The following is a 20,493-nucleotide window of genomic DNA, read 5'->3' as shown; positions in this document are numbered from 1 at the left end:
TATGTAATGTACCAGGTCGAACTAGTGAAAATTCTAAAAGAAGCTTTAGACTATCTGGGATGCGATCCGAGTATTATCGCGGACATCGATCACCATTCAACTATTGAGCTGACGTTTGATTCTTCGCCAACGCTACTAATATCGTTTGTTGACGATAATGTCATTTTATGGAGCCAGCTGGCTCCCGTTAATCCTGATGTGCTGGTTGCATGCGCACCCAGGATTATTGAGTCTTTAGTTGCTGAATATCAATGGGCAGCTAATGGTCAGCTCCATCTGGTTGCGGGTGCGGAATGGTATGAACTGCGCGCTATTGTTAATCCTGAATTTATGGAAAACGGTGAGAGATTTGGTATCGCGCTGGAAAGTTTCTTTGAAATAATGAAAGGATACTATGAGGTATTAAAATAATGGATGATTTGACCATTCACGATTTTTTCACTTGCAATGCAAAAATATCAACAGTGACTGGTTCCATTATTACTGCGCCGCTGAAGCTTTCTTTTGTCGGTGAGCGCTGCTACCTCTATCGTTCTCTGCAATCCCGCGTGCCGATCGGTCAGGCCGAGACTATTGGTCTCGGTCATGAAGGTGTGACATTAAGCCTGCTGGGATCGCCGGGCGGCATCTCCACGTCTGACATTATTGTCCCTACTGGGACCTCGTTTTCGGTTCCTTTGAATGACTCGCTGCTGGGGTGCGTGATCGACTGTGAAGGCAACGTGCGTCAGCGTTTTGGCGAACAGTCGGAAGCCGCACCGGCTTTTTCCACGCAGCGACCTATCGTCAGTTTTCCACCAGATTTCAGTGAACGTCGGCCTATCAGGGAGATCTTCCAGACGGGCATTCGCGTGATTGACGGCCTGCTGACCTGCGGCGTTGGTCAGCGTATCGGCATCTTTGCCGGCGCGGGCGCAGGTAAAACCTCTTTGATGTCGATGATTATCAACCATTCGGTAGCCGATGTTTATATTATCGGCCTGGTGGGGGAGCGTGGACGTGAAGTGACCGAATTCCTGGCCGAAGGGATCCCTCCTGAAAAACGCGCCAGTACCATTGTTGTCTATTCCACCTCGGACCGCCCGGCGGTAGAGCGGCGTAACGCTGCGCTGATCGCGACGACCATTGCCGAATATTTCCGTGATAATGGCAAATCGGTGGTTCTGATGGTGGATTCTATGACCCGCTATGCGCGTGCATTGCGCGACGTGGCGCTCTCTGCCGGTGAGATGCCCGCCCGCCGGGGATATCCTGCCTCTGTGTTTGAAGAGTTACCCCGGATCCTTGAACGCAGCGGAGCCACGCATCAGGGGAGCATTACGGCATTTTATACCGTGCTGCTTGAAGAAGAAGACGATGTTGATCCGATAGGCGATGAAATTCGTTCCATTCTCGACGGACATATTTATCTGTCACGAAAGCTGAGCGGTAAAGGCCATTTTCCGGCAATTGATGTTCTTCGCAGCGCCAGCCGGGTTGTTTCTTCTATTTGCGATCCGCGCCTGTTACGGCAGGCGGCAAAGATTCGTGAATATGTTGCACGCCTGGATGAGCTTCAGCTGATGCTCGATTTAGGGGAATATACGCCGGGCGAAAACCCGGAAACGGATGAGGTCATTAATAAGCGACCGGTGATTGAGCGATTTGTTAAGCAGGCGATGAGCGAGCGTAGCGAATTTGACGAGATGCTGGAGCTGTTATATGCAATCTAAACGCCTGGTACGCTTTTACGATGAGCACTGTAGCCGCACTATTGCCAAAATCACCGTCTGTGAAAAAAGGCTTACAGAGCTAAAAGAACAACTGCTTAATATGCATGAACAAGCACAAGATATGCAGCGACAGCTCAGAATGATGTGGGCGGAAACGTTCGGTAAAGCGGTAGCGCAACGGGAAATATATACGCTAAAGCGTAAAGAAGCGCTTATTTTGTCGCGTCATGAAGATTTACAACTCCAGGTGCAGGAAACAACCAGTTCGATGGAGCAACTGACCGAGAGACGCGACGATTTTATTAAACTGCGTTTGCATTATGAGAAGAAAAAAAAGAAATGGGAATGGATGTCCGATAACGCGAAAAAAATGCGCATCAGAAAAGATATCCATAGAGATGAAAAAGCGGCTGAAGAGTGTGCGACGTGGACAATTCAATAAATATTAAACTGGCTTCTGAATATTGTAGATTGGGCGATCAGGATAATGAACCTGTCGTGTCTCTCGCAGAGCGTTGCGGCAATAAGCTCAAAAAAGATCAGCACGCCCAGGAAGATGAAGATATTGTTGCTGGCGGATTAGGGCTGGCTTCGTTGCCGTCGATGCAGCCGGTCTCTGAGCGGATGCAGCAGGCTGTACAGGGCAAGTTGCTCACAACGCCAGCGATGTCGCTAAATAGCGATTCGGTAATAACGGCAACACGCATAAAGCAGGCGGAAGGAACAACAGATTCCTCTAAGCTGACAGAAATAGTAGCTGCATCAGCGGTGGCGGCAAAGGCGAACGCACTCGCCAGCGAGCGCGCATCTGCACAAAATCTGGCTACGCCAGCTGCGGAACTGCAAGGCGAATCGCGGGAATCCGATATGAAGATCCCTGAAGCGGAGGGGAATACGTTTGGTCAGCTATTCTCCGACCGCGACAAGGCAGGAATATTACAGACGATTCCCGCGATAAATAACCATGACGGCACGCTGAGGCGAGAAACCCCCTTTACGCAGGCGATGCTTCAGGGACAGCCGACGGTAGACGGCAATTCTCCTGCCGAAAACGTGATGAATAATGGCGATATTTCGCGCTCAGAAATGACCTGGCATTTTAAAAGCTGGGGAGACAATAACACGCATACGGCTAAGCTGGTTTTCCACGATGTCATGTCGTCAACCAACGAGGTTACGATTATTCCGTCTAACGAGACTGTTCACAGCGCATTAACCAGGCAACAGCAACAGGATGGATTATCTTACGTGCAGATAGAGCGGGCAACCTCGCAGGATCAGGAGCAGGGCCAGAATTCGCAGCAGAATAATGATGAAGAAGAGAGCGAATGATGAGTTCCCTTACGCTACGTGAAGTGAGCACTCGCGAAGAGTCATTAAAAAGATATGCTCAGGCTGCGGGAAAAAGTTATCTGACGCTGACATCGCCACCTCAACAGACATTGATTCATATTGCAGCAACATTAAACGATCGCGTCGTGAATTTGTATTGTGATGTGGATAATCTTTTACGCCATTGCTCAGCAGGCGTAGAGGCTCTGCCTGTAGAAATAATTGATAAAACCCTGCTTGTTGGATTAGCGCGGCGTTATTTTTTCAGTCATCAATTATCGATGCCGGTATCTTTACAACCTGTCAGGGATTTTACCGTACAAGAAATTGTGGATAACAGGCAGATTGCTTATCCGTTGGTCTCTATGGCCCCAACCGAAGCATTTATCTGGGCCGGGCTTACGGATATTGATGTACCGGCATTACCGCAGAAAGAAAACGAAGCAAACTGGTCGAATCTTGAATTACAGGCACAAATTATTTTGGGTTATACCGAAATTCATTACAGAGATATCGTTAACTTAAACTGCGGCGACTTGTTAATACTGGATATACCCACTTTTAATATTATCGTGGCGAATAAATTAATCATGGAATTTGTAATCGAAGAGGACAATATGATTGTTGAATCAATGGATGAATACGATACAGAAAGAGTGGAAGATAATACAACACTCATTGAAGCGAGTCACCTGGCGGTTGATAACCTTGAACTAAAGGTGACGTTCTTCCTTGAAGAACGCAGCATGACTTTGGCAGAACTCCAGAATATGCAAGTGAATTCACGTTTACCACTGCATAGCGATGGCTCGCAGGTTAACGTGAGTCTGCGCGTTGGCAAGCATGTTATAGCGAATGGCGAACTGGTCCGTGTGGATGACAAACTGGCCGTAGAAATACACAGCATAAACGGAACGGTGTAAGGGGAGTATCATGTGGGGAACAAATGATATTGCCTTAATAGGTATGCTCAGTTTTGCAACGCTGTTGCCCTTTTTGATTGCTGGCGGTACATGCTTTATTAAGTTTTCGATCGTTTTCTCATTGATTAAAAATGCGATTGGCTTGCAGCAGGTGCCATCAACACTCACGTTGAACTCGCTTGCACTGCTGCTGGCTGCGTTTGTTATGTTTCCCATTGCGACAAAAGTATACGATTACGCTGTCACGGAGGGGGTGGACTTTCATCAGGTTGACTCGGTACGAAACTTTGTTGATGAAGGGTTAAGCGACTACAAGCGTTATTTATTCAAATTCTCAGATAAACCCCTGCTGAAATTCTTTGATGATATCTATACCCAGCAGAAGAAGATAGCGGGCGAAGACAGGAAAGGGCCTGAGAAGCTCACGGCGGAAAGCGCATCCATTTTTTCCTTGCTGGCGGCCTATGCGTTAAGTGAAATCAAAGATGCCTTCATCCTTGGTTTCTATATTTATTTGCCTTTTATTGTTGTGGATTTGGTTGTTTCTAATATTTTGCTGGCGCTGGGAATGATGATGATGAGCCCCGTTACAATATCATTGCCTATTAAGCTGATATTGTTTGTTGCTATTGACGGCTGGTCAAAAGTTGCAACCGGGATGGTCATGCAATATTCAAGTTTATGGAAAGGTTAGGGTAAAGTAAACATGGATATGATTTTTTATATCAGTAATAAAGGACTGTATCTGATCCTGTTATTATCAGCGCTACCGGTCCTCGTGGCGACCGGCGTTGGGCTATTGGTTGCATTAATACAGGCAATTACGCATATTCAGGAACAAACGTTGCCGTTTGGCGTTAAGCTACTGGTCGTTTGTTGCTGCCTGTTTATGACGGCGCCCTGGTTTATTTCAACCATGCGAAATTACGCAGTTGAAGTCCTCAGTCTGGCTTTCAAGGTTCGCTAGGAATTATTTTCTTGAATTATTACGCTGACTTTCATCTGATAATTATTACGACCATCTATGGGATGGCAAGACTATTGCCAATATTCCTGCTGCTACCCTATTTAAACAGCCAAATGCTGGGGGGAATGATTGTAAAAAATGTGATCATCATTTTTATCGTCATCGGCTTTTTGCCCCTTCTGGCAGGGCAGTATGCAGATATTATCGATATGCCCTTCCTTGCGGTCGTATTCAAAGAGATCATTGTCGGCCTGATGTGCGGATTTTGTTTTGCAATACCTTTCTGGATTGTTCTGGCCATCGGGGAAATCATTGATAACCAGCGTGGCGCGACAATCAGTAGTACCATGAACCCTGGCATCGGTGTGGATGCATCGTTCATGGCCTCTTTTATGAACTTTTACTTTTCAGCCATTTTTGTTATTAATGACGGGATGGCAATTATTGTCAAAGCCGTTTATGAAACATATACTATTTTTCCTCTTAATGAAATGTTCGCGTTCAAATGGTCCCTGGTTGTAAAAATAATTTCCTTACTTAATACCCTGATGTCGTCGGCAGTGATCCTGGTTGGCCCTGTTGTTGTCTCCCTTTTTCTGATAGAAATTTCAATTGGCGTACTGTCGCGTTTTGCACCACAGTTGAATGCTTTTTCAGTGGCATTATCAATAAAAAGCTTCATTGCCTTCCTGGTCTTACTCATTTATATGACATCAGTGCTGACGCCCAGGTTGCTGGAGATGAAATTGTTATCTTTCCTCAGAATGACCGTGCAATAATATATGGAACAGAAAACCGAACTACCCACAGAGAAGAAAAAAGAAGACTCGGCTAAAAAGGGGCAGATTTTTATTAGCCGGGATTTTGTCGGCTTTCTGTCCTTGATGGGGATCGCGGGTTTTGTTTACCTGACACTTTCTGGTGACGACCTGACTTTTTATTTTGATATATTCAGTACCGGCTTTGTAGAATTATCGCTGGAAGAATATACAAAGATGGTTTGCATCACCGCACTACGGATCATCGCTTCTATTGTTGGCGTTTCGATCTTTCTTGCCGTTTTATTAACGATGATCCAAACACGTTTTCACTTTGCATCAGAAGCTATCCGTATCGACTTCTCCAGTATTAATCCTGTTTCTGGATTTAAAAAAATATTCAGCATGCGATCGCTTAAAGATAGCATAAAATCTATTATGTTCCTGTTTATGGCGGTATGCGGCATCGTTATTTTTGTTATAAAGTACCATCAAAGAATATTTTCTTTGCCGTATAGCGACCTGACCCATTTTATCGCTATCTGGCGTGGTCTGCTGCCTTTACTTGTTCTCTATATGCTGATCCCCATCCTGGTGGTCATCGCCTTTGATGCCCTGGCAGAGTTCTTTTTGTACATCAAAGATCTGATGATGACTAAGCAGGAAATCAAGCAAGAGTATAAAAATAATGAAGGCAATCCGGAAATAAAAAGCAAACGTAAGCAAGTGCATCAGGAGATGCTGTCTGAACAAACGAAGTCAGATATCCGTGGATCTAAATTCATTCTGGCAAACCCGACGCATATTGCTATTGGTATTTTCTATCATAGCGGATTTATGGCTACGCCGTTTATTTCATTGGTTGAGAAAAATGCCAAAGCGATTGCCGTAATAAAATATGCAGAAGCGAATAATGTACCTGTACTAAGGAATATCTCATTAGCCAGGGCTATCTATAAGACTGCGCAGCCGTTCATGCTGGTTGAGAATACCCATCTGGTTTCTCTCATGCAGATTATAAATTGGCTGGAACAAGTTGAGAATGCGGGTAAAATAGAGCCAGAGGCTCCTCAAGATACTGAGACTTCAGGGACAGAAAATAGTAACTAAAAATTAACAAAAGGACGTGTTATGTCTATAGCGCGATGGATTTTTATCCTGCTGGCAACCATGCCGGCTATGAGCAACCTCGCATGGGCTAAGTCGTACTGCTACACCGATCCGCAAAAGATTATCCGGATTTCGACAATGAAAAGAGGTCCAGAATATAAGCCTTGCATGGTTCCCTCATCTCTTGCGGCCAGTATCCGGAAGAAGATGAAGAAAAAAGCAGACTCTGCCATCAGAGTTGCCGGTAAGCCCGGAACGCGTGGGCAAAAATCAAATGTAATGCATAGGCCTGAAATTACGCGTTACGTAAGAGAGCAGGCTGAGCGCTATAATGTCGATCCACATCTTGTTAATGCCATTATTTCAGAAGAGTCGGGATATAAGCAAAATGCTGTCTCATCTAAGGGCGCGCTTGGACTTATGCAATTGATGCCCGCCACCGCAAAAGAGCTGGCAAAAGGTGAGAGACTGAATATTAAACGCGAGCATTTATTTGATCCTGAGATCAATATTAGTCTGGGCGTGAAATATCTGGCTGAGCTGGGTGACCGATATGATAACAATCTGGAGCTGGTGCTGGCGGCCTATCATGCAGGTATAGGTAATGTGGCGCAGTATGACAATAAGGTTCCGCCATTTAAGTCAACTCGTCGTTATGTACGGAATGTTACATGTCGCTATAACAGTAATCATTTATCATGCGGTAAGAGCGATTTCTGAAAGCAATAATATCAGGAGAATGTTAGTTTTTCGCTCTGGTATATGGGTTGGTAAAAAACGCGCCTTATACAAACGGCATTGTATAAACGAAAGGATTATAACTGATGACGATGACAACGGGATTAAATGTAGGTCGGCAGGCATTTTTTTCAAATGCAACCAATGGAAAAGAGGCAAACGCAGCAGCAGCGGAAGTCAGCAAGCAAACATCTGTAAATAATATTAATCAGGTATGTGAAAAATTAGCCTCGGATTTACAGACCTATGCTCAGAACTGGCGTGCTTCCCAGCAGTCTCTGGGCGTGATGATTGATACGACTCCGGCGCAGACCGTTTTGAAAGCGGCCCAGCCTCTGCTTGCTTCATCCGGCAACAATCCGCAAAAATACTCAGATGATGTGCTCACTGACTGGGAAATCTATGATGAAGTCTGTAAAGCACTCGGTTATATGCAGACCAATTATATGGACATCTATGCTCAGGTCACAGAGCAATATCAGCTTTATATGCAGGACGTTAACTCGTTTAAAGCCTCTCTGACTAACAACATGAGTAGTAGTGATGATGAGATTAAGCTTAACATTCCTGCTATTAAGACTGAGATCAATAAAGTAATTAATAAATGGAGTACTACGCCCATACTGACTGTCGATACAAAGGAAAAGGCTGAATATTGGCAGGAGCAACTTGGTTTACCTTATTCGCAAACCGGTGGCGGGTATTCATTTTACGCTAATCTGGCACCAATGTACGATATCCTCAATTCTACCAGTCAGTTACCTTCAAGCGTAAGTACAGCACGATTCAACCAGTGGCAAAATGGTGTAAATAGCTCATGCAGTACCATTGAAAGTGATACGCAGATTATTGCGCAAAAATACTCACAGGCGAATACCGTGTTTAATAACTTAGCCAAAATTCTGTCCTCTACGATGGATGCGCTTTATCAGACTGATAAAGAATTCCTGCGTTAATCGTCCCTAAGGTAAATACTATGCGTGTCGCAGCCGTTCCAGTATGTACAAATGTGAGCAATCAAAATTCCGATATCACCGCTGTAAAGCCATTAAGTGAATTATGCGATCTTTCAAAAGTTCTGACTGCTGAAGCCGATAAAGCACCTCGGACAGATGAAGCGGCTAAAACCGATGAAACCACCAGCAGCGATGAAACTGTTGAGAAGAAGAAAGAGTTGACAGAAAAAGAGATTGCAGCCAGAAATGGTGTCATGTCTATAATGATTTCTCAGTTTCGCATACAAGCTATGCTGGGTGATAAAACTGATCCGAGCAGTCCAATGTATACTCCTGAGTGGTAAGGACATATAACCTATAAAAATATATTAAATTTTGTTGCTTAGTAAAGGTTGTTCATTTTTATATGCGCAAAATTCATGAGCTATAGTGATATTTTATTTTTATTTCACATTTTTCTTGTATTTTTTATTGTGGCAATAGAATATTTGCCAGTGTTTTATCAAGGCTAGGGCGTGCAAGTTATGTTTCAGGATGAAAATAAAAAAATCAGGTTTTCTATCGCAGATGAACAACCGGTGGTTCAAATAGGGTTGCGGACCGTTCTTGCCAGTATTGAGCATGTTGAAGTGGTTCAGTGTTGCTCCTCCGGAGATGAACTACTCAAGATGCTCAGTAAGAATAAAGAGCTTTTGGATGTTTTGCTCACTGATTTTTCATTTACGCAAGGATCCAACGATGACAGCTTTCGACTTGTCAGAAAAATCATCGACTCAGGAAAAGTAAAAAATATTTTTATTTTTACTGATGTTCGCTGTGCCTGGACATTGCAAAAGTTGCTACAGCTAGGTGTATCTTGTCTGTTGAGCAAACGAGATAATATTGCAGAGCAGATCACCTCTGCAATATCTGCGACCAGACGCAATAAAACCTGGTTATCACCTTACATTGAAATGCTACTCGCCAGGGCGGAGACAGAGTCTACGCATTCGCCTGTAATGGCGGAACTCACGGAAAGAGAGCTTCAGGTTATCCGCTTGTATGTCGCCGGACTACGCCTCAAAGACATCGCCGAAAAACTTTGCCGCTCCGTCGCAACGGTTGCCGTTCATAAACACAACGCAATGCAGAAGCTAAATATCACGAATAATATCCAGCTTGTCACTTACGTTAAAAGTCTGGACGCCTGATCAGAACAGAATTTTATTTATGGATCTCCCTCGCGTAAGCGCGGGAGATCGCCTTGCGTTATTTATACTCGTCATACTTCAAATTGCAGATGTGTTGGCTTTGTTACCCGGCCCATCCCTGGGCCTCACCCCTTTGGGGCCAGCGCAAGCGCTGTTCAAAACGACTACGCGTTTTGTCCTGCAACTCGAATTATTTAGGGTATAGATTATTTATGAGAGACTATTATGCATCATCAGAGCACTATTCGTCAGCGCAGGCTGTCGAGGAAAATACAGGTAGGGACGGTTGCCGTCGGTGGCGATGCGCCAATCAGCGTGCAGTCAATGACCAATACGTCAACCTGTGATGTTGACGCTACCGTTAATCAGATCCTGGCGCTACAGCGTGTTGGTGTTGATATTGTCAGAGTTTCTGTCCCGACGATGGATGCTGCCGAAGCATTTAAGGTCATTCGCCAGCGAGTGACTTTACCCGTCGTTGCCGACATTCATTTTGATTATCGTATTGCACTTAAAGTGGCTGAGTACGGCGCTGATTGTCTGCGTATCAATCCTGGAAATATCGGCAATGAACAGCGCATTCGCATGGTGATAGATTGCGCCCGCGATAAGAACATACCCATCCGTATTGGCATTAACGGGGGATCCCTCGAACGGGATATCCAGGAGAAATATCACGAACCTACGCCGCAGGCATTGCTGGAGTCAGCGATGCGCCATGTCGATATCCTTGACCGCAATAACTTCCCGGATTTTAAGGTTAGCGTTAAGGCTTCTGACGTCTCCCTGGCGGTAGAGTCGTATCGCCTGCTGGCCAGACAAATCGAGCAGCCGCTTCATCTGGGGATTACGGAAGCGGGCGGGCTTCGTGCCGGAGCGGTAAAATCGGCGATAGGCATCGGCATGATGCTGGCCGAAGGAATTGGCGATACGCTGCGGGTGTCGCTGGCGGCCGATCCGGTTGAAGAAGTAAAAGTCGGCTTTGATATATTAAAGTCGTTACGTATTCGCTCCAGAGGGATTAATTTTATAGCATGTCCGACCTGCTCCCGGCAGGAGTTCGATGTTATCAATGCGGTCAATGAACTGGAGCAGCGCCTTGAGGATATCATTACGCCACTGGATGTCTCGATAATCGGATGTGTAGTAAACGGCCCAGGTGAGGCGCTGATTTCATCTTTGGGCGTCGCCGGTGGGAAGAATAAAAGCGCATTTTACCGCGATGGGGTCAGGCAGAAAGAACGTTTCAGCAATGAGAATATCATAGAATTGTTGGAGCAGGAGATACGCCAGAAAGTACAAACGATTCGTGAAACCGATTAGTGAAGAGAAGTTAACCTAACTAAATATTTGTCTAATATATAACCTGCTTACTTATTGTTATCTTGCTCCTGCTCAAGATGGTTTTACTTCTTTATGTAAAATGAACAGGAGAAACTTCACATGTTAGCGGCGATAAATTCTGGCGCATATGTATCACAAATCAATCGTTCTCATGCGCCATCCGTTGTTCTGCAAAGTAACAATCCGGTAATCAATAAAGCCAGGGAGTTGACTGAAAACCTGCATAAATTGCCGGGTATCCCAGCGGATGCACGACCAGAAGATATTCAGAAGCATCGTAATAATTTGCTGACATGTCTGGATGCCGTGGAAAAGACGGGGAACTGGGCGTGTCAGCAAGACGACCGATCGATCCGGCCGGTGGCGGTAGGGCTACAGGGTATTTTTGAGGAGGCACTGTTAAGCTCGCTTGAATCAGGTGATGTGGCGCGCGCCGATATTATTTTTACCACCGCCAATCCCCCGACGCCGCTTTGCCATTCGGATGCTCTGCGCACGCCGTCTTTGCTATCAAACTCTGTTGCCAGCGATGCCGGAAGTTATGACACTGTGATATCGCGGGTGCATACCGTTCCAGCATTACTCAACCATCCTTCGGTCAATTTGTGTTCCATCTATTCGCAGGAGCGAGAAAACCCGGTGGATCAGAATGTATATGATGATGTTTGTCTTGCCCATCCCGATAAAAGCAAATTTTACTCGTTATGTTCCGGGGTTCCCTTACCCGATAATCTGTCTGGCGCAAATTATTTTGTTGTATCAAAAGATAATAACGTCAATCTTTTTGCTTTACGTATCACGCAGGCAAATAAAGAAACAGATAATTGTGTAATTTTTACCAGAGATGAGCAGCAAAAGCTCAAGGATCTTTGTGATAATTACCTGGATAATGTTCAGGCTAAGTATCCTGGTGATGATAATCTTGGGAAATTTATGGAGCTATTGCGCCAGAATTACGCATAGTTAACCATAGAAGTAAGTATGGATTAGCAAAAGAGGCGCGCCTATTTAATATAATTAACTTGTTGCAGGAGATTTCATGAACAAGATACTTTCAAACAGAAACACCTTCACACCAGGTAAGTTCCGGATAGATACTCCAGAAGCCGTAGTCGCGCTTCCTTACAGGCATAAAGACGATTCTCTGGTTAGCAAAAATATTACTGCTATAAGCCAGTCAAAGCACCCCTATGTCGCGACTACTCCTTCTGAGTCTTCAGGGATTTCGCTGGTCATTAATGATGGCGAGAAAATATTTCGTACTGGGGTGCAGGAGTTATTGTCCAGCGCGACACACCTTGTTCATGGTGCAGCAGAGACGAAGTTAGCATCATTAATTGAACGGATTAATGCTTCTGACAAGGGCGTATATATTGACAGGCAGGAAGCGAAGCAGGTACTAAACGATCTGTATAACCTGCGTAAAACTATTCCGGATGGCAAAAAGAATGAAGCGGCAAAAGCCATACGCTATCTTGAAAAATTGATATACTCTTGCTTATTAACCGAGAATTTGAAAAATTACTCACAGGTTTATAAGCGGGAAATCGAAACATTTTCCAATCCAGGCACTGCGCAGAATAAAAGTGTCTCAGCCGGAGTGCAGATTAGCTGCGGATGCAGTATTGCTGATAACATCACGGCGATCAAAGGTTCGGGGAAATTGGGCTACACGCGCACCTGTACCACCGACACGGATGATGAGGGTATTGTTGGCTTCACGAAAGAAAATAAGTATCAGGTGACACTGGGTGTTAATGCTGAGATAGGGTGCACAGACGAAATCGCGGTACAGCTCGGGAGTGAAGTTTCTGCCAAAAAAATGGTCTCCACGGGGATAAACTACACCGGCGGTGCCCATGCGTATTGCCGGGAAAAATTTTCGCATAAATTATTTACCTATAAAAATCAGGGTATCAGAGATGCGATTTTTGCCCGTAAACACACTCTGCTTCATCATCAGCGACAGGCGCAAAATAACCAGACGCTGTTTGAACAACGTTGGGGAGCATTGACAGGTAAAAAAGTTGAAAGCAAAAGCCCGATGCCATTCCAGGCTGACGTGATCCCTAAACGGATTAATGCGACAGGCTATAGTGCTAATATACGAGCCAATGCGCAATTTTCATCATTAGCGAGCGCCGGTGCCCGCTTGCAGTATGATTTTATAAAAAATGCGATAGAAGTCGATTTTCTCAAAAATATGTTTACGCATATTACCAGCAATAAATGCGAAGCTCAGCATATCGAAAATCTGAACACACTGAGTCAGCGTTATTCAAAGGCTTTCTCAGCAGTATTCAACAATAGCGAGCAGTTAAAAGGTAAAAAAATCAGCGATACGTTGTCGAATGATGATATCCGTCATGCGGTGAACTCACTGAATAAAACAGTGCAGGAATATAGCCAGTGTGTGCAAAAATATTGCGCCGGTAAGAACTCTGAGGGCAAGAACAAGCACACGTTTGAGCAGGCCTGGGGTGTTAAAGAGTCCGGGCGGTACGGTTTTCTTCAGTGTGCAGAGGTGATCCTGGCAACGCTGGCTACCCGACTTCCTTCCGGAGACGTTGCTGACAGCGATACTGCTGAAATCCGGCAATTGATGTCGCAGGTTAATAATAAAATCGCTAATCCAGAGTTTACTTATGATAAACGAAAGTTAGCGCCGTTACTCTCATTCGCCAACGTCGTGACTATTAACAACCATTCCCATACCGTCACCGCAGATCTTAACGCCAGCCTGGGGAATGGCACTATACGCGGCGGTGGAAAAGTTAGCCTTGCTGTCATTAATAAGCATGTCGATAACCCCTATCGTATACGTGCCGGGGAATATCGGGATATTGAAATTACGCTGACAGGAAACGTCACACTGGCAAATTTACTGGACAAGCTAACAAAAGAGTTTGCCAGTAATGCGGGAGTTGCGCTGTCAGACTTGCATTCTGCGGTGGCCAATGCTTTCAGCTCGACAGCTGATGCCAGCCAGGGAATAAAGATCCTTGTGCGTTACTTCTCCCCGGACTGGTCGAATGGCGATGAGAAAAAGCGGAATTATACGCACCAGGTGACATATTTGCAGTCCCTGAAGAGTGCAAATGTGACGACGAATCTGTCAGGCACATCAGGGATCGTTGGCGGCGGTATCAGCCTGGGGGGCGGAGTCAGCCGAACCGATGTGCTGGCGCAAAAAATGGGAACCGATACCCTGAATTATCTCATGCTGCGCTTTAACTATTTCTGCGGAAAGCCAGAGGAGCAGCCGGTCTGGCAACGTTTCGTCCATGAGAATCGTAGTAATTTATTATCATTAATGAAAAATGTGCTCACTCCTGGGACAAGCAGTAATCGTGAACTCGACTTACTATTTAAGGAGAAACACGATAAGACGCCTGAATCAGAAAGGGAGAAGCTCTGGAGTGATTATAAGCAGATTAGATCGGATATCCTCTCCACCCGGCATGATGAACGTTATTTTGATAAAGGACTTGCAGGATTGGTCACTCTGATGGAATGGCATAAAGAGACAACGGATGCGTTATTCAGAAGTGCGTTAACCCCTGGAAATATTGCTAAGCCGCAAAAGAACATTATCCGCAAAGTGCTTTCTCCATTCGGAAAATAATAACAAGTAGTTTTAATATTGCCTGTAAATCGTTTTGCAGGCAATTTTTATGCCCTTATGCGGACAGGATACGCAATAAAAAGGTGACTATATAGTCACCTTTTTGCTTGTCCAGCCCGGAAGATATCAATGATATATTTTTAACTTCTATTTTATGGTCTGCATGATTTCATTTTCTAATGAATTGCTACTGTTTTTTCCAAACGCCCCATACAAATCAGTAAGTTCAGACTGATTACTTTCGTCACTGGCAAATTTTAAAAAAGAGTCTGTAACCTTTGCACTATCAAGCAATTTAACGACATCATCATACGAACAGGACAAATTGAAGATCAAAGCGAAGAGTTTGTGTGTAGACTGTTCCGCGTCAGGGTTATGATTGATATCATTAGTCACGACATTCATCTGTAGAAACAAGGAGATTGCCTCATCCTGCAAATTCCGCTTCTGCTCATAAGCCGTCGTAACATATTTTTTCATTTTATCAAGTTTTGATAAATCATTAGTGTCGATGTTATCACAGGCAGTGCGGGCAACCTGATATGAAACATCAATCTCAGGCAGCAGTACTTTAACAATATCATCAATGCGTTTTTGAGCATTGATGTGCAACTGTTCGCCGCTGGCGGCCACGGTATCACTAGCCGGCGAAATGTTTTTGCTCTGAAAATCTTCAGCGAGAAGCCCCTTTGTTGTACGCAAAGACTCCTGGGAAGAGGCACTACTATATGATTTAAATACGTTTTTCACATCTGATAACTCAGCGCGGAGCGACGTATTTTTTACAGAGACAGATGATCTGTCATTTGCAGATTCAACATCTTTTTCAGTCGAGGTAAGTGCATTATCCTGTATTGACCGAAGAAAAGATTTATTAACCGAGATCATGTTTTACCTTCCTAGACTAGCCATATCATCGCAATGATTATAAGCACTTCAGCATGACAAGTCCTCACAATCCAGACGTAGCATAGCATAAAATAAGAGAAATGATTTATATATATCGCTCATCTGTTTTTACTTTAAAGATATTAGCGCACAGAATAGTGCTTATGAATTCATTAGTCCGGAAGGAACGCTTATTTGTGGGTTATGTTGACTCTGTCTGAACCGCGGATGATTATATATTTTCTCCGCCTCTAATGATTCTGGTGGTGTGAAAATTTGGATTGTAAGAAATAATTTGTTTTTTCTTGTATTGCCATAAAAGAATATTTATATTGACTTTTATTAATTGATAATACCTTTCTTCAGGAGCATTTTTTGGAATCGTAATAATCTTTATAAGCGTTATCCTTAATCAGTATAGGAATTTAACGAGCGAGGATGGCAAGGTGAAAATACATCAAACTATGGCAGTAGATCCTGGTTTACTGACAAATACAAAGATACAAAATGAAGCATCAACAAAAACGAACGCAACAAAATTTAGCGAAGACCTAAAAGATGTCAAGCAAAACGCAAAGACACCTCATAAAAATCAAGATTTTGTCACCAGAGGGGTTCGTGCTCTGCTGCAATTTATTACCGCGATCCGATCTCAGATAACTCCTTCGTCCCCGACCAGGGCAGAAACTTCGGCGCACAAAAATGTCAGTTCGAATGGTCTGGCTGAGCGTAAAACCGCGAATAACGTGCCGTTCCGTGAGAGCGTTGGTTCGGTCACGCCGCTTGCCTCATCATCGCCGTCAGCAAACAAAGCGCAGCATAACAAGGGGCCAGCGCCACAGCCGCCAGTGGATAACGCGCCTGCTAAAACCGAATCCACACCTCTGCGCCCGGCAAATGCGCCGCAACATAACAAGGGGCCAGCGCCACAGCCGCCAGTGGACAACGCGCCAGCTAAAACCGAATCCACGCCACTGCGATCGGAAAATGCACAGAACAATCAGCAGGGATCTGCTCTGCAACCGCCGTCTCAGCCAGCAAAATCACCAGCAACCGCAGAGATACAGGAGAATGGTACTTCTGACGTTTCATCAAAGGAAGTTGCACCGAAAGCCGAGCAGCAGCAGGATGCTGTCAATAACAAAGCATGGGCATCTATAGCAGAGGCAATAAAAAAGGCAAAACCCCTGCAACCAACAGGAGATAGAGAGTATAAACGCTTACCATCTAAAGAAGACGCTCCCAGCGAGCTTATGAAGGTTTTAAGAGACAGGCTTGGGGAAAGACGCGTTGGCATTGTGGGTAAAAATGATATGCCTGGTCAGCCGGACAACAGCTCAGAGTATAGAGTTGCCAGAGAAATTGCTGAGGCGAAAAAGCAGTACGTAAGCCCAGAAGCCGTACAAGAACGAAAGGAAAGTAAAGCCAGGCTTGACGCAGAACTAGAGGTAATTCATAAGAATAAGGCCGCACTAGCAGAGGCGGATGCAAAGAAAAAGGCCGCGCTTGCGCAGCAGGAAGCTGAGGCTGCAAAAGCAAAGAGTTTTGTGGCCGAACTTAAATTCGACAAGAAAGGTATTCCTCTGCCACCGCCTATGATGCCCACCGCACCGCTGAACAAACCTGCGGCTAATATTGCGGAGGAACCTAAAACAGAAATAATCAAGGCGACAAAATCTCTGGCTGATGAGTTGAAGCTATTTCATGAGATGATAGCCAGCAGGAGAAATGGAACGCCGGGCGAAGGGTCTGATAGCCTTCCTGGCCAGGGGGATATTGCCAGGTGGAAAGCGGATAGCAAGAACGGTGCTGAACTTCACAAGCAAGCTGAGGCAAATCTGAATGCCCGCACTGAGGCCAGGATTAAAAAGCAGGAGGAAGAAAACAGAGCTAAAGTTGAGGCTCAGGAGAAGGCTAAAGCAGAGGCGCTGGAGAAAGTTAAAGCGGAAGAATTACAGGCCCAGGCGAAGGTTAAACGCGATAGCAAAGGGATCCCTGTTCCACCGCCTTTGCCGCCTGTCATGGGCTAACCATCAGATATCTCGATTTTTTGTCTGCCATTAATAGCTATTAATGGCAGGCTCATCCACGGTGAATTTACCCGTAATATTTTAAATGCCTGAACACTCAGCACATGGATGTGCACTTCCTGAAGCTCAAGTGAATTTTTATTTATATGAATATCTGCATAAGCAGAAATAATGTCCCGTTGGTTTCGTTAACGGGACGGGCACTATCGCCTGAATAATTTGAGTTCAGGACAAAACAACGTAGTTGTTTTCAACATATTACGCAACTTGCGTAAGACCGACAGGCGTAGCGCTAATGGCCTATCATCACTCCAGGCATTGAGTGAGAAAGTGAGTCTGTCATGAATGATCGTGTGGGGAAGGAGAGCAGTTGTGAATAAAGACGTTAGCCCTGAAGAGCTTTTGAACAGTTTTAATATCGGAGATAGCGATGAGCTATTGATGGAGTTTATGAAAACGGGGGCTTCAAGGAAGCAGATGCATGCGCTCCCTGAAAACCTCATGGAAGGGTTCTATACCTGCGCTTATGATTACTACGCCCAGGGGAAACTGGATCTGGCGGAGCAGTTTTTTAAATTTCTTTTTATGTATGATCTCTACAATGCTGACTATGCCTTTGGTTTGGGAGCAGTTTACCAGCTGAAAGAACAATACCAACGAGCGCTTGATATATATGCTGTTGCTTTTGCACTCAGCAAAGACGATTACCGGTGTATGTTTGAGGCAGGGCAATGCAATATGCAATTACGGTATATTGGCAGAGCAAAAAAATGCTTTGAGTTGGTTATTGAGCATGAACAGGATGTGCAATTAGTCGAAAAAGCGAAAGCGTATCTGGAATCGATTGATTGTATAAAAAATCTCAGCGAAGTCATCGCAAAAGAAGAGAGTGAAGATAATGAATGGAATAACAAATAACCCACTTCCCCGGTCTGCGTATTCTAACAATATCGACCAGCAGGATATCAGCGCAGCGGCGAAAACCGAAGCGGTAAAATTAAGCAGCGATCAGATGGATGCTGCGCGCAAGATCGTTGAAAATAAAGTTATTACTCAGTTTGACAAATCACAGAACAGCAGCGATACGCTGAAGCCATCTTTGCGTGCACCACTCCGGACATCTTCTGCGACAACGCCGGCATTAACGTCGTCGGCACAAAATACGGTCAGCGGAGGCCTTGAAACTGAAAAAAAGGGGTCACTGGAGACCTATAACGAATTGATGGCAAATCTGATCGTTTTGCTGGGTGAACAAAGTATCGACGAGTTACAAGCTCGTGCTGAAATGTACACGAAGTACAGTAAAGAAAATGCGACTGCCAGCAACGAAGTTCTGAATCATATTGAGTCAGAAGAGCAAGCGTATACGGAATCAAAAATTGCTCAAACTGAAGCAATGAAGGACGTCAATGCCGCAGAGTCGCGCATCGCCGAGCTTAGCCAGGAAATTCGCTCACTTCAGCAGTCCAGAGCTGAGATTGAGAAACAACTCAACGATCCCCGTACATCAGCTGAAGATGCTGCGAAATTGAAATCACAGCTGAACAGTGTTAATTCACAGATTTCACAAAAGCAATCTTCTCTTAGCGTTCAACAGGCTAATCTGAAAGTTGCGCAAGATAAACTGGGCGTGGCGACAACAGATCTGATGCAAAAATCCGCTCAGCTTCAGTTGAGCCTTAATTACCTGGATTCGCTTAACAAAAATGCGGCCGCCGTTAACGCCAGTCTCAATACTTCTTTAAAAACAGCCGCAGGAACGCCAGCTCTGCTGATGGCGCAGCTGATCGCGATTATTGGCGAGTCAACAGAAGAAACGATGGAACTGAACCTGAAGTTCTCACAGAAAGTTCAGGCTGCGCAGCAGGAAAAACTGGCAAACGACGCTGAAGAAGTTGAGAAGCAGCAGGAAAAATCAAAACGCATGCAAGAAACGATGGGTTGTATCGGTAAGATTATCGGTGCGATCGTCACTATCGTCGCTACAGTTGCTGCGGTTTTCACCGGCGGGGCGTCTTTGGCGCTTGCTGCAATTGGTATCGCATTAATGGTGGCAGATACCGTTTATCAGAAAGTCACGGGTAACGAATCCTTTATTGCCGCGGCGCTCAAACCTATTGTCGAACACGTATTAATGCCGATTATCCAGGCCATCACGAATGCTGTTTCACAAGTGCTTGAGAAACTGGGTATTAAAAACGATATTGCTGAAATCATTGCTACCGTGATAGCTATCGTTGTACTGATCGTTGCGGCGGTTGCTGCTGCGGTGGTGGCGAAGAAGCTGCCAATAGATAAACTGATGAACGTTATTGGCGCGATGCTTAAGAAAGTTATTAATACGGTAATCAGCGCGCTGGCGAAGGCGGCTAAGCCGATTATTTCTGGCGTCAAGAATGTTGCCGATGATATTGGTGCTGAACTTTCTAAAGTGATGAAATCAGTCTCTAACGCCCTGAATCAGTTAGTGGGCAACCAGGCGAAATCAAAACTCAACGTTATGAAAGAATTTTTCAGCGATGAAGCCAATATTAAAACGCTTGGTAATAAATTTAATCTCTCTGAAGATATTCTCAGACTTGTCGATGTGAGTGTGGATTCTTCCGGTAATATTGCCGCCGGAACCCTGGAAAAACGTGTAAGTGAAATGATGGCTGATATTACCAGAATGCTTTCGGCTTCGGCGAGTATGAAGCTTTTCACTGACAGCGTAACTGATTCATACACTCGTTCTATCGAAAATATGAATATGCTCATGACGACGGCGGCGGATATGGCAGGTGAAGAGCAGCAGGTAGGCCGCTTCATATTTTCTCATACCAGAGCTTAATGATTAACGCTTTACTCGTTTTATTGTGAATATACTCTAAATCATTCGAGTTGCAGTAAGGCTAACGCACCTGCAACTTGAAGTATGACG

Annotated in this window: 20 protein-coding genes; 19 read left to right on the top strand and 1 reads right to left on the bottom strand. The window is 44.8% G+C overall.

Annotated features, from left to right (window positions below; genetic code table 11):
• Positions 1–6: 6 nt before the first annotated feature.
• The 16 genes from C3432_RS01930 (at position 7) to C3432_RS01850 (ending at position 14,655) form a co-directional block, all read left to right on the top strand.
• On the top strand, positions 7–411 hold the full coding sequence (locus C3432_RS01930; protein ID WP_103775007.1) for an InvB/SpaK family type III secretion system chaperone: 405 nt from the start codon (positions 7–9) through the stop codon (positions 409–411).
• The gene (sctN, locus tag C3432_RS01925; RefSeq protein ID WP_103775006.1) at positions 411–1,712 is read left to right on the top strand and encodes a type III secretion system ATPase SctN; all 1,302 of its coding nucleotides are present in this window, start codon (positions 411–413) and stop codon (positions 1,710–1,712) included. The genes C3432_RS01930 and sctN overlap by 1 nt, the downstream gene beginning before the upstream one ends.
• The gene (locus C3432_RS01920) at positions 1,702–2,154 is read left to right on the top strand and encodes a hypothetical protein (protein ID WP_103775005.1); all 453 of its coding nucleotides are present in this window, start codon (positions 1,702–1,704) and stop codon (positions 2,152–2,154) included. Before sctN ends, C3432_RS01920 begins: the two co-directional genes overlap by 11 nt.
• A gap of 56 nt (positions 2,155–2,210) precedes the next feature.
• Entirely contained in the window at positions 2,211–3,044 is an 834-nt protein-coding gene (locus C3432_RS01915) for a SpaN/EivJ family type III secretion system needle length determinant (protein ID WP_103775004.1), read from the top strand.
• Entirely contained in the window at positions 3,041–3,967 is a 927-nt protein-coding gene (locus C3432_RS01910) for a FliM/FliN family flagellar motor switch protein (RefSeq protein ID WP_103775003.1), read from the top strand. The genes C3432_RS01915 and C3432_RS01910 overlap by 4 nt, the downstream gene beginning before the upstream one ends.
• 10 nt (positions 3,968–3,977) lie before the next feature.
• Positions 3,978–4,661, top strand: a complete 684-nt coding sequence (locus tag C3432_RS01905; protein WP_103775002.1) for an EscR/YscR/HrcR family type III secretion system export apparatus protein — start codon at positions 3,978–3,980, stop codon at positions 4,659–4,661.
• 12 nt (positions 4,662–4,673) lie between these two features.
• Positions 4,674–4,934 carry a type III secretion system export apparatus subunit SctS gene (sctS, locus tag C3432_RS01900; protein WP_103775001.1) on the top strand — a complete coding sequence of 87 codons (261 nt, stop codon included), beginning with the start codon at positions 4,674–4,676 and terminating at the stop codon, positions 4,932–4,934.
• Between the two features lie 11 nt (positions 4,935–4,945).
• Positions 4,946–5,713: a type III secretion system export apparatus subunit SctT gene (sctT, locus tag C3432_RS01895; RefSeq protein ID WP_103775000.1), complete on the top strand. Its 768-nt coding sequence runs from the start codon at positions 4,946–4,948 to the stop codon at positions 5,711–5,713.
• A gap of 3 nt (positions 5,714–5,716) precedes the next feature.
• A complete protein-coding gene (locus C3432_RS01890) occupies positions 5,717–6,802 on the top strand; it encodes an EscU/YscU/HrcU family type III secretion system export apparatus switch protein (protein WP_103774999.1) in 1,086 nt (361 codons plus the stop codon).
• Between the two features lie 21 nt (positions 6,803–6,823).
• The gene (locus tag C3432_RS01885) at positions 6,824–7,522 is read left to right on the top strand and encodes a lytic transglycosylase domain-containing protein (RefSeq protein WP_103774998.1); all 699 of its coding nucleotides are present in this window, start codon (positions 6,824–6,826) and stop codon (positions 7,520–7,522) included.
• Between the two features lie 104 nt (positions 7,523–7,626).
• Positions 7,627–8,496: an IpaD/SipD/SspD family type III secretion system needle tip protein gene (locus C3432_RS01880; RefSeq protein ID WP_103774997.1), complete on the top strand. Its 870-nt coding sequence runs from the start codon at positions 7,627–7,629 to the stop codon at positions 8,494–8,496.
• A 20-nt stretch (positions 8,497–8,516) separates the two neighbouring features.
• Entirely contained in the window at positions 8,517–8,840 is a 324-nt protein-coding gene (locus C3432_RS01875) for a hypothetical protein (protein WP_103774996.1), read from the top strand.
• A 180-nt stretch (positions 8,841–9,020) separates the two neighbouring features.
• Entirely contained in the window at positions 9,021–9,686 is a 666-nt protein-coding gene (locus tag C3432_RS01870) for a response regulator transcription factor (protein ID WP_146050901.1), read from the top strand.
• A 225-nt stretch (positions 9,687–9,911) separates the two neighbouring features.
• A complete protein-coding gene (gene ispG / locus C3432_RS01860; protein WP_103774993.1) occupies positions 9,912–11,009 on the top strand; it encodes a flavodoxin-dependent (E)-4-hydroxy-3-methylbut-2-enyl-diphosphate synthase in 1,098 nt (365 codons plus the stop codon).
• A 120-nt stretch (positions 11,010–11,129) separates the two neighbouring features.
• Positions 11,130–11,993, top strand: coding sequence for a hypothetical protein (locus C3432_RS01855; protein ID WP_103774992.1), 864 nt, complete (start codon positions 11,130–11,132; stop codon positions 11,991–11,993).
• A gap of 76 nt (positions 11,994–12,069) precedes the next feature.
• A complete protein-coding gene (locus tag C3432_RS01850; RefSeq protein ID WP_146050900.1) occupies positions 12,070–14,655 on the top strand; it encodes a hypothetical protein in 2,586 nt (861 codons plus the stop codon).
• A 147-nt stretch (positions 14,656–14,802) separates the two neighbouring features.
• Here C3432_RS01850 and C3432_RS01845 read toward each other — a convergent pair whose 3' ends face one another.
• Complete coding sequence (locus C3432_RS01845; protein WP_103774990.1) at positions 14,803–15,543, bottom strand: hypothetical protein; 741 nt, start codon at positions 15,541–15,543, stop codon at positions 14,803–14,805.
• A gap of 446 nt (positions 15,544–15,989) precedes the next feature.
• On the opposite strand from C3432_RS01845, the gene C3432_RS01840 reads away from it, so the two are divergent.
• The 3 genes from C3432_RS01840 (at position 15,990) to sctE (ending at position 20,403) form a co-directional block, all read left to right on the top strand.
• Positions 15,990–17,573, top strand: coding sequence for a cell envelope integrity protein TolA (locus tag C3432_RS01840; RefSeq protein ID WP_103774989.1), 1,584 nt, complete (start codon positions 15,990–15,992; stop codon positions 17,571–17,573).
• Between the two features lie 372 nt (positions 17,574–17,945).
• The gene (locus C3432_RS01835) at positions 17,946–18,491 is read left to right on the top strand and encodes a SycD/LcrH family type III secretion system chaperone (RefSeq protein ID WP_258041581.1); all 546 of its coding nucleotides are present in this window, start codon (positions 17,946–17,948) and stop codon (positions 18,489–18,491) included.
• Positions 18,472–20,403, top strand: coding sequence for a type III secretion system translocon subunit SctE (gene sctE / locus C3432_RS01830; protein WP_103774987.1), 1,932 nt, complete (start codon positions 18,472–18,474; stop codon positions 20,401–20,403). Before C3432_RS01835 ends, sctE begins: the two co-directional genes overlap by 20 nt.
• Positions 20,404–20,493: the final 90 nt, after the last annotated feature.

The sequence above is a fragment of the Citrobacter amalonaticus genome (assembly GCF_002918555.1).
Taxonomy (GTDB): Bacteria; Pseudomonadota; Gammaproteobacteria; order Enterobacterales; family Enterobacteriaceae; genus Citrobacter_C; species Citrobacter_C amalonaticus_A.
This window is presented reverse-complemented; position numbering and strand designations above follow the sequence as displayed.

Excerpts from the sequence above, each read along its gene's own strand:
- C3432_RS01930 (WP_103775007.1), top strand. The coding sequence starts at position 7 with ATGTACCAGGTCGAACTAGTGAAAATTCTAAAAGAAGCTTTAGACTAT.
- sctN (WP_103775006.1), top strand. The coding sequence starts at position 411 with ATGGATGATTTGACCATTCACGATTTTTTCACTTGCAATGCAAAAATA.
- C3432_RS01920 (WP_103775005.1), top strand. The coding sequence starts at position 1,702 with ATGCAATCTAAACGCCTGGTACGCTTTTACGATGAGCACTGTAGCCGC.
- C3432_RS01910 (WP_103775003.1), top strand. The coding sequence starts at position 3,041 with ATGATGAGTTCCCTTACGCTACGTGAAGTGAGCACTCGCGAAGAGTCA.
- C3432_RS01905 (WP_103775002.1), top strand. The coding sequence starts at position 3,978 with ATGTGGGGAACAAATGATATTGCCTTAATAGGTATGCTCAGTTTTGCA.
- sctS (WP_103775001.1), top strand. The coding sequence starts at position 4,674 with ATGGATATGATTTTTTATATCAGTAATAAAGGACTGTATCTGATCCTG.
- C3432_RS01890 (WP_103774999.1), top strand. The coding sequence starts at position 5,717 with ATGGAACAGAAAACCGAACTACCCACAGAGAAGAAAAAAGAAGACTCG.
- C3432_RS01885 (WP_103774998.1), top strand. The coding sequence starts at position 6,824 with ATGTCTATAGCGCGATGGATTTTTATCCTGCTGGCAACCATGCCGGCT.
- C3432_RS01880 (WP_103774997.1), top strand. The coding sequence starts at position 7,627 with ATGACGATGACAACGGGATTAAATGTAGGTCGGCAGGCATTTTTTTCA.
- C3432_RS01875 (WP_103774996.1), top strand. The coding sequence starts at position 8,517 with ATGCGTGTCGCAGCCGTTCCAGTATGTACAAATGTGAGCAATCAAAAT.
- C3432_RS01870 (WP_146050901.1), top strand. The coding sequence starts at position 9,021 with ATGTTTCAGGATGAAAATAAAAAAATCAGGTTTTCTATCGCAGATGAA.
- ispG (WP_103774993.1), top strand. The coding sequence starts at position 9,912 with ATGCATCATCAGAGCACTATTCGTCAGCGCAGGCTGTCGAGGAAAATA.
- C3432_RS01855 (WP_103774992.1), top strand. The coding sequence starts at position 11,130 with ATGTTAGCGGCGATAAATTCTGGCGCATATGTATCACAAATCAATCGT.
- C3432_RS01850 (WP_146050900.1), top strand. The coding sequence starts at position 12,070 with ATGAACAAGATACTTTCAAACAGAAACACCTTCACACCAGGTAAGTTC.
- C3432_RS01845 (WP_103774990.1), bottom strand. The coding sequence starts at position 15,543 with ATGATCTCGGTTAATAAATCTTTTCTTCGGTCAATACAGGATAATGCA.
- sctE (WP_103774987.1), top strand. The coding sequence starts at position 18,472 with ATGAATGGAATAACAAATAACCCACTTCCCCGGTCTGCGTATTCTAAC.